This window comes from Microlunatus endophyticus (assembly GCF_014646195.1).
Lineage (GTDB): Bacteria > Actinomycetota > Actinomycetes > Propionibacteriales > Propionibacteriaceae > Microlunatus > Microlunatus endophyticus.
In genome coordinates this window covers 444,931-457,975 of the sequence record NZ_BMMZ01000003.1, presented here as the reverse complement: position 1 = coordinate 457,975, position 13,045 = coordinate 444,931, and the positions used below count along the sequence as shown (strand labels likewise).

The 13,045-nt window shown below is 66.8% G+C and carries 10 protein-coding genes and 1 riboswitch; of the genes, 5 read left to right on the top strand and 5 right to left on the bottom strand.

Features of this window, described 5'->3' with window-relative positions; translation table 11 throughout:
• Positions 1–123 precede the first annotated feature (123 nt).
• From IEY07_RS08950 to bluB, 4 genes are all read right to left on the bottom strand, one after another.
• Positions 124–924 carry a siderophore-interacting protein gene (locus IEY07_RS08950; protein ID WP_188894828.1) on the bottom strand — a complete coding sequence of 267 codons (801 nt, stop codon included), beginning with the start codon at positions 922–924 and terminating at the stop codon, positions 124–126.
• A gap of 46 nt (positions 925–970) precedes the next feature.
• Positions 971–2,029: an ABC transporter substrate-binding protein gene (locus IEY07_RS08945; protein ID WP_188894827.1), complete on the bottom strand. Its 1,059-nt coding sequence runs from the start codon at positions 2,027–2,029 to the stop codon at positions 971–973.
• A complete protein-coding gene (locus tag IEY07_RS08940; protein ID WP_188894826.1) occupies positions 2,026–3,066 on the bottom strand; it encodes an ABC transporter substrate-binding protein in 1,041 nt (346 codons plus the stop codon). Before IEY07_RS08940 ends, IEY07_RS08945 begins: the two co-directional genes overlap by 4 nt.
• Positions 3,067–4,039: 973 nt before the next feature.
• A complete protein-coding gene (gene bluB / locus IEY07_RS08935) occupies positions 4,040–4,813 on the bottom strand; it encodes a 5,6-dimethylbenzimidazole synthase (protein WP_188894825.1) in 774 nt (257 codons plus the stop codon).
• A gap of 263 nt (positions 4,814–5,076) precedes the next feature.
• Here bluB and IEY07_RS08930 point away from each other — a divergent pair, with 263 nt between their 5' ends.
• From IEY07_RS08930 to cobF, 5 genes are read left to right on the top strand one after another with little or no spacing between them, the layout of a single operon-like run.
• Entirely contained in the window at positions 5,077–5,304 is a 228-nt protein-coding gene (locus tag IEY07_RS08930; protein ID WP_188894824.1) for a CbtB domain-containing protein, read from the top strand.
• A 9-nt stretch (positions 5,305–5,313) separates the two neighbouring features.
• Complete coding sequence (locus tag IEY07_RS08925) at positions 5,314–6,204, top strand: CbtA family protein (protein ID WP_188894823.1); 891 nt, start codon at positions 5,314–5,316, stop codon at positions 6,202–6,204.
• On the top strand, positions 6,201–6,896 hold the full coding sequence (locus IEY07_RS08920) for a (2Fe-2S)-binding protein (protein ID WP_188894822.1): 696 nt from the start codon (positions 6,201–6,203) through the stop codon (positions 6,894–6,896). Before IEY07_RS08925 ends, IEY07_RS08920 begins: the two co-directional genes overlap by 4 nt.
• Positions 6,896–8,407, top strand: coding sequence for a cobyric acid synthase (locus tag IEY07_RS08915; protein WP_188894821.1), 1,512 nt, complete (start codon positions 6,896–6,898; stop codon positions 8,405–8,407). The genes IEY07_RS08920 and IEY07_RS08915 overlap by 1 nt, the downstream gene beginning before the upstream one ends.
• A complete protein-coding gene (gene cobF, locus IEY07_RS08910) occupies positions 8,404–9,174 on the top strand; it encodes a precorrin-6A synthase (deacetylating) (protein WP_188894820.1) in 771 nt (256 codons plus the stop codon). The genes IEY07_RS08915 and cobF overlap by 4 nt, the downstream gene beginning before the upstream one ends.
• A gap of 7 nt (positions 9,175–9,181) precedes the next feature.
• Here the strand turns inward: cobF and cobN are convergent, their stop codons facing one another.
• Complete coding sequence (gene cobN / locus IEY07_RS08905; protein WP_188894819.1) at positions 9,182–12,826, bottom strand: cobaltochelatase subunit CobN; 3,645 nt, start codon at positions 12,824–12,826, stop codon at positions 9,182–9,184.
• 34 nt (positions 12,827–12,860) lie between these two features.
• Positions 12,861–12,995: riboswitch (cobalamin riboswitch) on the bottom strand.
• Positions 12,996–13,045 lie beyond the last annotated feature (50 nt).

The window sequence follows — 13,045 nt, the reverse complement described above, 5'->3', positions numbered from 1 at the left end:
CGAAGTCCTGACACAACAACCGTCACCGATGTCCTGATGCAAAACCGTCACCGATCTCCTGAGACATCACACTCAGATTGCCGAGTGTGATTGTCGAATTGTGATTGTCGATTCCCGGAAGTCTCAGCTGCTGCGCCCGGACCGCCAGTATCCCGTGAACGTGATCCGCGTCTTGGGAATGCCCGCACCGACGAGGGAGCGCCGGGTCTGTGCGACGAGCGATTGCTCACCCGCCAGATAAGCCTGCAAGCCGCCCGGATCCGTTGGTCGATACGTTGTGGCGGCTTCGATCGCCAGCCGGCCGGGGTGGTTGCCGGGGTGGTCCCGGGGCAGCCAACTGATCTCGAATCCGGCCGGCGCGTCGAGGATCTGACGGTCGGCGGTCTCCGGGATCTCGATGATCGCCAGTCCGGTCGTATCGCGGGGTAGGTCGCGAAGGATCCCGGCGATCGCCGGTAGCGCCGATTCGTCGCCGACCAACAGGAACTCCGTCGCGTCGCCGAGAGGATCGAAACCACGACCCTGATCGAGCAGCATCACCTGCTCCCCGGATCGGGCCTGTTGAGCCCAAGGTCCGGCGATGCCTTGATCGCCGTGCACGACGAAGTCGACATCGAGCTCGGCTGTCTCCGGTCGCAGCTCGCGCGCGGTGTAGTTGCGAAACGGCGGCCGGGTGCTGGACTTCGAGGTCAGGTACTTGACGTAGCTGGCCACCCCGAGCCGGTCCGGTACCGCTGCGAAGTCGGTCCGTCCGCCCGAGTGCGGGAGGAACAGCCGGAACCACTGGTCGAAGCCGCGCCGTGGCAGCCGTTCGAGATCCTTGCCGGTGAAGGTCACCCGGACCATGTGCGGCGTGATCCGCTCGGATCGCGCCACCTCGGCGGCATAGAGCCCCGAGGTCTTCCGCCCGTCGGAGAATCCCATCCCTACAAGCCCTTCCGTGCGAGCTGTCGTAGTCAGCACGCCGCAGTCATCGGCCCCGGCGGTTGTCGCCGTATGTGTCGAGGATCCCGGTGAAATCCTTGATCGCGTTCTCTGCCCAGCGATAGGTGCACACGTCGGCCCAGCCGATCGGGTAGACGTGTCCGGCCTTCACCGCAGGGAGTTCCTTCCAGGCGCGGAGCTTGACCACGTCCTGTAGCCCGTTGGTCGGTTCCTTCTTCGCGTCCGCGCGGTAGAGAATGATGTCGGAGTCGGCCAGATCACTGATCCGTTCCAGAGACAACCCACGGTTGTTACTGCCGTTGTCGGCGCTTGCCTTGCCGAAGGTGACACCGAGATCGGCGAGCACGACGCCGTCGGTGGACTTCGGCAGGTCGAGGGCGTAGTTCCCGTCCTGGCTGTAGTCGACAACCGAGACCACGGTCGTTGCCAGTAGGTCGGCGTAGGACGTCTTCGTTTCGGAGACAGTCCTGCGATAGGACGCGATCAGCGGGGCCAGTTCAGCTGTGCGGTTGACGAGCTTGGCGGTCTGTTCGAAGGGGCCGCGCCAGTCTCCGGTGCTACCGAAATCGACCGAGGCGACGGGTGCAACCGCTGTCAGGGTCTTCATCGCCCCTTTCGAGTTGTCGTACTGGCTGCCCGGAGTGGGGCCGAGGATGAGGTCGGGGCGCAGCGCGGTGATCTTCTCGTAGTCGGTGGAGGTGATCTCGCCGATGTTCGGGAGCTTCTTCAAGATCGGCACATAGGCCGGATACATGCTGCTGGTGTCGACCCAGGAGTAGTCGATCCCGCCGGTCGGAGTCAGGCCGAGTTCGATCAAGAAGATTGCGGTGAAGTAGTCGATGCAGACGACCCTTTCCGGGGCGGCGGGAACGGTGAAGGTGCCGGCAGTTGTGGTGACTGTACGCTTCGACGACGGTGTGTGTCGGTTATCGCCGGTCGAGCATCCGGCCAGCGCCAGACCGGCGCCCGCACCGGCGGCGATGCCACCGGCGAGAAGGCCACGGCGGGTCAGCCGGTCAACGATCAGACGGAACTCCGCGTCGACGGCGACGTCGGACAGCGCGGCGGGTGCATCAGTGATCATCGCTGGTTTCCTTCAAGCTGGGTGCAGATGGTGCGGACCAGATCGAGCAGGGCATCCGCCTCGCCGTAGCTCGAAACCGAGCAGAGGTTGGTGCGGTAGACGCGGCCGGCCTTGACGGCAGGCAGGCGTCTCCATCCCGGTGTGGAGAACAGTGCAGCGGCCTGGGCGCTCGGCGTGGCTCCGCCGTCCGCGACCAGGAGCACGTCGCCGTCACTGAGTCCGTCGAGAAGCTCGACCGAATAGGGCTTGTACTGACCCGTCCGCCCGGTCGCCAGGTGTCCGAAGCTCGCGCCCAGGTCGGACAGGATCAGACCCGCGGCCACATCGGGCAGCCATAGGGACCAGTCTCTGTTGTCTCCCGGCGCGAGCACGTACCACTTCGCGCCCCGAAGCGTCTCGGCATGGTCACTGGCGAGCTGCTGTGTCTGTCGCTGGCTGGCGGTGCGCAGCTTCTCGAGCTGCCCCGCCCGGCCGATGACATCGGCGGTCTGCTCGGCAAGCCGCCGCCAACTCTCGCTCGGGTCCGCAGTGATCGTCGGGGCGAGCGCGCGCAGTTGGGCGACGGCCTTGTCAGCGGCGAAGGTGAAGATCAGATCGGGCTTGGCCCGGGCGATCTGTTCGATCTTGTCGCTACCCGCGTTGTCGACGGGTGAGGGCACCTTGGCCATCCGGTCGATGTAGGACGGGATCTGGAAGCCGGCGGCGACCTGGCCGGCGATCCCCATGATCGGGGTCAGACCGAGGTCGAGCATTGTCTTGTAGGCGTACGCGTTGATCGTGACGACCCGGCGTGGGTCGGCAGGCACCTCGACGGTCCCGTTCGCGGTCTTGATCTTGCGGGTCTGCGGGACGGCCGGGCTCGGGGCATCCGGTGTGCAGGAGGCGAGGCCGAACGCTCCGACGGTGCCGAGACCGCCGGCCAGGAAACCGCGCCGGGTCAGTTCGTCGACGATGACACCGAACTCGGCGTCGGTCTCGGCGTCGATCGCGTCAGCGGCTGGGGCCGCTTGGGATGTCGTCAACAGGGCGTGACCCATCAGGCTCCTCGGGCAGAATGGTATAGGTGAGGCTTGCCTAACCTAATGGAGTTGGACCTCTCGGCCAATGACCGGATCCGCCAGCTTCTGTCGCCTAGTCGTCGTTCGCGTCGTACGTCCGCCATAGCGTTGGGGCGATGCCGTGGTGCCACTCCGACCAGCGCGCGGACGACCGACTGCCTGGCCTGGCGTCATGCGAATCGTCGCGATCGGAGGCAGCGGCCACATCGGCACCTTCCTGATCCCCTGCCTGGTCCGCGACGGCCATGAGGTGATCACCATCAGCGGAGGACCGGGACGGCACGTGTCCGCGGGTGCAGGCACTGCACGCAGATGTCGTGATCGACCTGATCTGCTTCACCCTCGAATCACGGTCCGCGCTCGTCGAGCGCCTGCGAGGGCACACCGGGCATCTGGTCTACTGCGGGTCGATCTGGCGTCACGGGCCGAGCAGCCGATTGCCGATCACCGAAAGCAGCGGCACGGCGCCGGTCGGGGAGTGCGGCATCGGGAAGGCTGCCACGACACAGGTGCTCCCTCGCTGTCGAGCGCCGGAAGGCGGCGCGCGACCTGATCGGCTACGCTCCGCGGTACCAGCCCGATGCGGCCATCCTCGAAGCAGTTCGCTGGTTGGTCGATCATGGTCAGCTCGAGCTGGCGAGCCCGATCTCGGCGTACTGATGCAGCGGTGATCAGGGCGGTTGAACGACACGTTCCGGATGCGCAACCTGGACCGCCGCGCGGTGTGCTGCTCGGCGGTCTCGGCTTCACCGCGAGTTTCCTCGCGGCGTGTGGAAACGACGCGCGTACGGCGGGTGCAAGCAATCCGCCGTCCAGCCGGAAGGCGAACTTCCCGTGACGTTTCCGGGCAACACGTTCACCTTCGGGCCGGTCAGCAGCCTGGATTCCGTCCACACGATCAACGACACCGACGTCGCCAGCGCCGCACACGGCCGCGGCTGTTGGCTTCCCGTCAGTGCTGAGCATTCCGTACGGTCTCACCGCGAGCGTCCCTCGGCTCGTCACCGCAACGGCGGAGGTCACGAGCCCGTAGGGATCGGTCGATTTGATCATCCGCGACCTCCGGATCTGTGGTGATCGCACCGTTGCGGAATGTCTCGTAGTGGAGTGCCTCGGCGAGGGGACGGCGATCGCGCCAACGATGCCGTTCGAGGTCCGGTGCGTCCTGCAACCTGCTGATCGTTCCCACACACAGCCAGGCGATCGGACGAATCTCCTCCGGGATGTCGAGTAATCGGCGCAGGAACGGCTCGCGATAGAAGGAAACCCAGCCGACCCCTAATCCCTCGCCGATCGCGGCCAACCAGAGATTCTGGATGGCCAGGCAGGTCGAGTAGAGACCAGCATCGGCGATCGCGTGCCGACCCAGGACCGCGGGCCCGCCCCGGGCCGCGTCATAGGTGACCACGATGCCGAGGCTGGATTCGAGGATGCCCTCGATCTTGATCTTGGCGAACGTATCCGACCGCTCGCCGCTCAGCTCGGAAGCGTAAAGATCACGTTCTGCGGCGACGTGCTGCTGGAAGCGCTGTCGGGTTCCATGATCGCGGACCAGGATGAAGTCCCATGGTTGGCTGTGACCGACACTGGGCGCCTGGTGGGCAGCGCCGAGGATCCGGAGCAGTTGATCATCGGCGATCGGCTGACCCGTGAACTCAGCCCGCACGTCGCGGCGACGCGCGATCACGTCGTACAGGCCGGCCAGGGATGCTTCAGCAACAGACATAAGCCAGGACGTTACTGCCGGTATGTGTATCGCGCCACGACGCTGAAAGTTCACTCAACCGTGTGCTGGGCGTCCACCGAGCGGATCGGTGAATTGACGCACAGGGACGCAGGCTCTAGCGTTACCGGTGCGGCAGGGCAAGGAATCCGGCGAGAATCCGGAACGGTTGCGCCACTGTGAGTCGCTTTCGGGCGATGAGTCAGACACTTGGCTGCCGCACGCCGATCCATCGAAACGGGACGCATAATCCCGAAGGAGGCCAGATGTCCGACGCGCATGTTGCACAGCCGAAGGCGACCGGAGAGGTTTCGCCGCAGGCGCTTTCCAAGGCCCGGGTGTCCGTGCTGCTGGGTGTCACCGCCCTGGTGGCACTGGCCCTGTATTACTTCGTCGGCATCGATGAGGGCATGACCTCGGTCTTCGGCAACACGATGGTGGTCCACGAATGGGTTCACGACTCGCGGCACTTCCTCGGCTTTCCCTGTCACTGAGCGCGCGAAATGGAATTTCGTGTCATCCTCCGGGGCGCCCTGTCCGGGCTGATCGCCGGAGTGCTCGGATTTGCCTTCGCCCGGATCTTCGCTGAGCCGATCGTCCAGCAGGCGATCGACTACGAGTCGGGTCGGGACGCGATCCTCGACAAGCTGAACAAGGCGGCCGGGCTGCCCGGCGTGGCAGACGGACCGGAGATCTTCAGCAGGTCGATCCAGTCGACCGTGGGGATCGCGACCGGCATCATCGCCTTCTCGGTCGGGATGGGCCTGCTGCTGTCGGTCGCTTACCTGGTGCTGCACGGACGCTTCGGCATCCGGCCTCGCACTGTGGCGCTGCTCCTGGCCGGCTTCGGCTTCTTCGGCATGTATCTGCTGCCGTCCCTGAAGTACCCGGCGAATCCGCCGGCGATCGGACATGATTTCACGATCGCGACGAGGGGCGCGCTGTATCTCACCATGGTCGGTGGATCTCTGATCATGCTGGCTGCCGCTGCGTATCTGGGTTACCGGCTCCGCGGACGGTTCGGCGTCTTCGGTGCGAGCCTGCTGGCCGCTGCCGCTTTCGTCGCGGGCTATTCGATCTTGGCCGGTGTGCTGCCCTCGCTGGGCAATCTAGCGGCGAATGTCGCTCACCAACATGATTTCGGGTATGCACGCGCAGCGACCGAGACGCCGCAGCCGATCACGGACCAGAGCGGTGCGATCGTCTACCCGGGCTTCTCGGCCGACCTGCTGTGGAGGTTCCGGTTGTATTCGATCATCAACCAGATGATCATCTGGACCGCGTCCGGGTTGATCTTCTCCGTGCTTCTCGAACGCGTTCTCGGCACGCATCGGGCGCCGGCCAAGGCCCAGGCCGCGCAGCCCGGTCCGGCTCGCCAGCCGATCGGGGCATGATCGCTGCCGGGTTGGAGCGCTTCGGTCCGTTCTTTACCCTGGAACTGCATCCGCCGGGATCGTTCGTCGAGCCGTGGCGGCCGATGGCGGAGCTGGTGGATTCGGGTGCCGTCGGAAAGCGGATCACAGCGGTAGCACACGGACTCGCCGCCGCCGGACCGATCACCCCCGACGCCGTACCGTCGGCGGTCTCCGCTTCGGTCGCTCAACTGGGGCTGGTCGCGCGATTGGCCGCCCCCGCCGTCGGTGCGGCCGTGCTCGATCTCAAGCTGCCACGATTCCGGCTGTCGGCACTCGGGTGGCAGGACCGGCTGGGTGGCGGATTCCCACTGGCGCTGACCTCCGAAGATTCGGGCTCGAGTGAGTCTTGGGCGGTTGCCTGCATCCTGGACGACGCGGTGGAGCCGATCACGACTGCAGTCCGCGACTATGCCGGCGTCTCGGAGCGGGTCCTGTGGGGCAATGTCGCCTCGTCGATCAACAGCGCGGCCGTGCTGATCGGCCGGTCCGCCCCAGCTCTGGCCGACCGGGCGTTCACCATCGCGCAGGAACTGCTGCGAGACACTCGGCTGGCAGACGAGACGGGTGAGCCCGGACCGGGATTTCGGCGACACAGCTGCTGCCTGATCTACCAATTGTCGGGATCAACCGAGGCGGTCTGCGGTGACTGTGTCCTGGGAGGGCGGGACTGATGACAGGCGAGACCGCCGGTGGGAGCACTGCGGCTGGGCTGGTCGTTGCGGGTACGTCGTCGGATGCCGGGAAGTCGCTGGTCGTCGCGGGATTGTGCCGGGTGCTGGCGCGCCGTGGAGTCGCGGTCGCGCCATTCAAGGCACAGAACATGTCGAACAACTCGATGGTCTGCGTCGACGGGTCGGAGATCGGCCGGGCGCAGTATCTGCAGGCCCAGGCGGCGGGCGTGACCGCCGAGTCGGCGATGAATCCGGTGCTGCTCAAGCCAGGGTCGGACCGCAGGTCCTTCGTCGTCGTCCGCGGTCAGCCGTACGGGACCCTGGAGGCCGGGCAGTACGCCACCGGGCGCCGCCAGCTTGCCGAGGCCGCCTTCGCCGCCTTCACCGAACTGGCCGAACGGTTCGACGTGATCATCTGCGAGGGCGCCGGTTCGCCCGCCGAGATCAACCTGCGCGCCGGTGACTACGTCAACCTCGGCCTGGCGCGGCGGTTCGAACTCCCGATGATGATCGTCGGCGACATCGATCGCGGCGGCGTACTGGCATCGATCTTCGGCACCATCGGGCTGCTGGATCCCGACGACCGGGCAGTGATCAAGGCCTATCTGATCAACAAGTTCCGCGGTGACCAGACGGTGCTCGATCCCGGACTGGAGATGCTGAGCGAGCGGACCGGTGTGCCGTGTGCCGGCGTGCTGCCGTGGCTGCCGGAGTTGTGGCTGGACTCGGAGGACACCCTGGCGGTCGGCTCGGTCCGCCGCTCCACAGCTCCTGAGGCGGCCTTGCGCGTGGCGGTGGTGCGGTTGCCCCGGATCTCCAACGCCACCGACGTTGACGCGTTGGCATCCGAGCCGGGCATCGACGTCACCGTGACCACTGATCCCGGTGTGGTGGCAGCGGCCGACCTGGTCGTTCTGCCCGGCTCCCGCTCCACGGTCTCTGATCTCGGATGGCTCCGCGAGCGTGGCATCGCCGCCGTTCTGGCCGACCGCGCGGCGCGCCGACAACCGGTGCTGGGAATCTGCGGCGGGTACCAGATGCTCGCCAGGACGATCGACGACCCGGTGGAATCCGGGGTCGGACCGGTCGACGGACTCGGGTTGCTGCCGACCACAATCGACTTCTCGCCCGACAAGACGCTCGGCCGTCCGGTCGGCACTTGGCGCGGGCACCAGGTCGCGGCGTACGAGATCCATCACGGCGTCGCGAAGCCCACCACCGCACTCGATACCGGCGACGTCGAGCCGTTCCTGGACGGCTGGTGCGTCGGGCAGGTCTGGGGGACCATGTGGCACGGCACCCTGGAGAATGACGACTTCCGTCGTCAGTGGTTGGCCGAGATCGCCGCTGCCGCCGGATCCGGCTGGCAGACGGACCCCGCAGCGCCGGCCTTCGCCGAGCGCCGCGAGCGCATGATCAACAGCCTGGCAGACGCGCTGGAGGAGCATGCCGATCTTGGGTTGATCACCGGCCTGACGCGAATCGGACCGATCGGGACAGGCAGACGATGATCACCGTCCTGGTGATCGGGATCGGCACCGGCAGCCCGGACCAGCTGACCACGGAGGCTGTCGCCGCCCTAAATCGGACCAACCTCTTCCTGGTGCCGGACAAGGGCGCCGACAAACATGATCTTGCGACACTCCGGCGGGAGCTCTGCGAAACCCTGATCGACCACGATCGCTACCGGTTCGTCGAGGTGCCGGATCCCGATCGGGGCCCGGATGCCGAACGGGCTACCGACGCCTATCGCGCCGCGGTCGCGGAATGGCATGCCGAGCGGGCCCGCCGGTACGCGGCGACGATCCGCGACCAGCTCGGCTCGGACGGGACCGTCGGCTTCCTGGTCCTGGGCGATCCGGCGCTCTACGACAGCACCATCCGGATCGCCGAATCGATCCGCGACGACGGGCGTCTTGATCTTGCGATCGAGGTGATCCCCGGCATCAGCAGCCTGTCGCTCCTGGCGGCCCGCCACAAGATCACGCTGAACCGGATCGGGCAACCGGTGCATGTCACGACCGGTCGCCGGCTGCCCGAAGAGTACCGGCCGGAGCTCGGCGATGTCGCGGTGATGCTGGACGGATCCTTGCAGTGCAAGCAGTTGTTGCCCAAGCACGGCGACCTGACGATCTATTGGGGTGCCCAGCTCGGACTCCCCGACGAGGTGCTGATCAGCGGCCGGTTGGGCGACGTCATCGACGAGATCGAGGCTGCTCGCAATGCCGCGCGCGCCCAGCGCGGCTGGGTGCTCGACATCTATCTGCTCCGGCCCTGACGTCGCCTCACCGGTCCTCCAGATCTCCCTCCACCTCGAGGTAGATCTGCTGGAGTTGATCAAGGATCTCCGGATCCGGCTCGGCCCACAGCCCTCGGTCGACGGCCTCGTTGAGCTTTTCGATCATGCTCTGCAACGCCCACGGATTGGCCTGGTCGAGGAACTCGCGAGTCTCCTTGTCCAGCAGGTAGTTCTCGGCGAGCTGGGCATACATCCAGTCTCCGACGACGCCGGCCGTGGCGTCGAATCCGAAGAGATAGTCCACGGTTGCGGCGAGCTCGAAGGCGCCCTTGTAACCGTGCCGGCGCATGGCCGCGATCCAGCGCGGATTGACCACCCGGGAGCGGAAGACCCGCGCGGTCTCCTCGGCCAGCGACCGGGTGCGTACGGCGTCCGGGCTGGTCGAGTCGCCGACGTAGGCTCTGGGTGCCTCGCCGGTCAGCGCCCGGACGGTAGCGATCATCCCGCCGTGATACTGGAAGTAGTCGTCGGAATCGGCGATGTCGTGCTCGCGGGTGTCGACGTTCTTGGCCGCGACGCTGATCCGTCGGTAGTTGGCCTGCATGTCCTCGGTGGCCGGGACGCCGTCGAGATCGCGTCCGTAGGCGTACCCGCCCCAGGTGGTGTAGACCTCGGCGAGATCCTCGTCGGTGCGCCAGTTGCCGGATTCCATCAGGGGCAGCAACCCGGCGCCGTACGCCCCCGGTCGCGAGCCGAAGATCCGTGTGCTGGCCCGGCGCTTGTCACCGTGCTGATCAAGATCAGCCCGGGCATGTCGGCGGGGAAAATTCTGGTCGTCAGGCTCATCGAGGTCGATCACCAACCGGACTGCGTCATCGACCAGGGTCACCACGTGCGGGAAGGCGTCACGGAAGAAGCCGGAGATCCGGACTGTGACGTCGATCCGCGGCCGACCGAGCTCGGCCAACGGGACCGGCTCCAGCCCGACCACCCGGCGGGATGCCTGGTCGTGGACCGGCCGAACGCCCAGCAGCGCAAGGACCTCACCGATATCGTCGCCGGAGGTCCGCATCGCCGACGTGCCCCACATTGAGAGCCCGACCGACGGCGGATACTCGCCGGTCTCCTCGCGGTAGCGGTCCAGCAGTGAGTCGGCCATCCGGACGCCGGTCTCGTACGCCAGTGCCGACGGCACCGCCTTCGGATCCACGGAGTAGAAGTTGCGTCCCGTCGGCAGAACGTTGACCAGGCCGCGCAGCGGTGATCCGGACGGCCCGGCAGGAATGTAACCGCCGTCCAGTGCGTGCAGCACCATGGCGATCTCGTCGGTCGTCCGGTCCAACCGGGGTGCCACCTCGCGGCAGGCGAAGATCAACGCCTGCTCGACGCCGTCGTCCTGACGGCCGAGCTGGTCTCCGATCACGTCCGACACCACATCGGCATCCCAATCGGCCGCGGCGATCGCGGTGACCAGTTCCCGGGCCACCTGCTCGACCCTGTCGACCTCGGTCGTCGGCGCATCGTCGGCCAACCCGAGTGCCGAGCGGAGTCCGGGTGCGGCCGTCCGACCGCCGAAGAGCTGCGGCGACCGCAGCACAGCCAGCACGAGATTGATCTTGTCGTCGCCCTGCGGAGCCTGGCCCAGGGTATGCAGACCGTCGCGGATCTGGACGTCCTTGATCTCGCACAGCCAGCCGTCGACGTGCAACACGAACTCGTCGAATTCCTCGTCACCCGGTCGCGCCTGGAGCCCCAGGTCCTCGTGCATCTGGGCCTTGGTGATCAACTCCCAGATCTGACCGCGCAGGGCCGGCGCCTTGGCGGGATCCATCGTGTTGGCGCTGGCATAGTCGTCCAGCAACTGCTCCAGCCGTGCGATGTCACCGTACGATTCCGCTCGGGCCATCGGCGGGACCAGATGATCGATGACCGTCGCGTGGGCGCGCCGCTTGGCCTGGGTCCCCTCGCCGGGATCGTTGACCAGGAAGGGATAGATGACCGGCACCGACCCCAGTGCCGCATCCGTGCCGCACGCGGCTGACATGCCGACGGTCTTGCCGGGCAGCCATTCCAGGTTGCCGTGCTTGCCGACATGCACGATGGCGTGCGCGCCGAATTCCTTCTCCAGCCAGCGATAGGTCGCCAGATAGTGATGGCTCGGCGGAAGATCGGGATCGTGATAGATCGCGATCGGATTCTCACCGAATCCTCGCGGCGGCTGGACCATGATCACCAGATTTCCGGAGCGCAGCGCCGCGGAGACGATCTCTCCGTCGGGCTGGCGGCTGCGGTCGACGAACAGCTCGCCGGGTGCCTCGCCCCAGGTGTCGCGGACCCGGTCGGTCAGTTCGGCCGGCAGATCGGCAAGCCAGTCGTTGTACGTGGCGGTGGGGATCCGGACCGGCTGTCCGGACAACTGTTCGGAGGTAAGCCATTCCGGATCCTGCCCACCGGCATCGATCAGCGCATGGATCAACGCATTGCCGGCGGTCGTGTCAGGATCCTCACCCTCGACCGGGGACAGCGGACCGAGTCCGGGGATGGCGGCGACGTCGCCGAGATCGTAGCCCGCATCGCGCATCGCCCGGAGCAGCCGGATCACCGACACCGGAGTGTCCAGCCCGACCGCATTGCCGATCCGGGAGTGCTTGGTCGGGTAGGCCGACAGCACAACGGCGATCCGCCGCTCTGCCGGCGGCACCGTCCGGAGTCGGGCATAGCCGACCGCGATTCCGGCGACCCGGGCGCACCGCTCCGGATCGGGGACGTAGTGCGGCAGCCCTTCGCCGTCGGTCTCCTTGAAGGAAAAGGGAACCGTGATGATCCGGCCGTCGAATTCCGGTACCGCGACCTGGGTGGCGACGTCGAGCGGTGTCAGCCCTTCATCGGCGCCGGCCCAGGAGTCCCGATCGGAGGTCAGGCAGAGGCCCTGCAGGATCGGGATGTCCAGCCCGGCGAGTGCGGCCACGTCCCAGCCTTCGTCGGACTCACCGGCGGAGGCCGTTGCGGGGCGGTTGCCGCCGGCCGCCAGCACCGTGGTGATCAGTGCGTCGTAGCCGGCGAGGTGGTCGATCAGATCGTCCGGCGCATCGCGCAGTGTCGTCGTGAACAGCGGCACTCCAATGCCGCCGCCGGCGTCGATCGCGTCGGCCAGTGCCTCGACATAGGCGGTGTTCCCGGCGACGTACTGGGCGCGGTAGAAGAGCACGGCGATCTTCGGCCGCCTCTCATCGGGCCGGCCCGGCAGGTCCTGCTCCCCGGTCGGCTGCCGCAGCAATCCCCACGCGGGATGGCGAACGGGCGGCTCGAAGCCGACACCGGACAGCAGAACGGTGTCGGACAGGAAGGCGTGGAGTTGATCGAGATTGGTGGCACCGCCTTCGGCCAGGTAGCTGTGTGCCTGGCCGGCGATCCCGATCGGAACCGTGGACTGTTCCATCAGCGCGGCATCCGGTGCCTGCTCCCCGCCGAGCACGACGACCGGTTTTCCGGTTGCCCGGATCCGTTCGATCTCGGCCCGGTACACCTGCGGTGAGCCGAGGAACCGCGCCACGACCATGTCCGCCGAGGCGAGCAGATCGTCCCATTGCACCGGATCCGTACGTCCAGGGTTGGCCAGGCCGTAGTCGGCCGCGGACGCGCGGGCAGACAGCAGATCGGTGTCTGAGGTGGACAGCAGGGCGATGCGCATGCGAAAGCATCCTTCTCCGGGTCCTCGCCCGGGATGGGTGACAGTTCCCTCGGAGGCAGTTCCTGACTCCCACCCGTCGAGCGCCTTGGCGCCGGACGAGTGATGACAGTGGCGGGACCGTCCCGGACTCTCACCGGGTTCCTGCGATTCCGAGGTCACCGTCACCCTATCTCCCCGTCGCCGCTCCGTCCTCTCGCGATGGCCGGCTCCGGGTGACGG

Bases quoted from the DNA above. Each gene is read 5' to 3' on its own strand.
- cobF (WP_188894820.1), top strand. From the start codon at position 8,404: ATGATCACCGTCCTGGTGATCGGGATCGGCACCGGCAGCCCGGACCAG.
- IEY07_RS08925 (WP_188894823.1), top strand. From the start codon at position 5,314: ATGGAATTTCGTGTCATCCTCCGGGGCGCCCTGTCCGGGCTGATCGCC.
- IEY07_RS08915 (WP_188894821.1), top strand. From the start codon at position 6,896: ATGACAGGCGAGACCGCCGGTGGGAGCACTGCGGCTGGGCTGGTCGTT.
- cobN (WP_188894819.1), bottom strand. From the start codon at position 12,826: ATGCGCATCGCCCTGCTGTCCACCTCAGACACCGATCTGCTGTCTGCC.
- bluB (WP_188894825.1), bottom strand. From the start codon at position 4,813: ATGTCTGTTGCTGAAGCATCCCTGGCCGGCCTGTACGACGTGATCGCG.
- IEY07_RS08920 (WP_188894822.1), top strand. From the start codon at position 6,201: ATGATCGCTGCCGGGTTGGAGCGCTTCGGTCCGTTCTTTACCCTGGAA.
- IEY07_RS08945 (WP_188894827.1), bottom strand. From the start codon at position 2,029: ATGATCACTGATGCACCCGCCGCGCTGTCCGACGTCGCCGTCGACGCG.
- IEY07_RS08950 (WP_188894828.1), bottom strand. From the start codon at position 924: ATGGGATTCTCCGACGGGCGGAAGACCTCGGGGCTCTATGCCGCCGAG.
- IEY07_RS08930 (WP_188894824.1), top strand. From the start codon at position 5,077: ATGTCCGACGCGCATGTTGCACAGCCGAAGGCGACCGGAGAGGTTTCG.
- IEY07_RS08940 (WP_188894826.1), bottom strand. From the start codon at position 3,066: ATGGGTCACGCCCTGTTGACGACATCCCAAGCGGCCCCAGCCGCTGAC.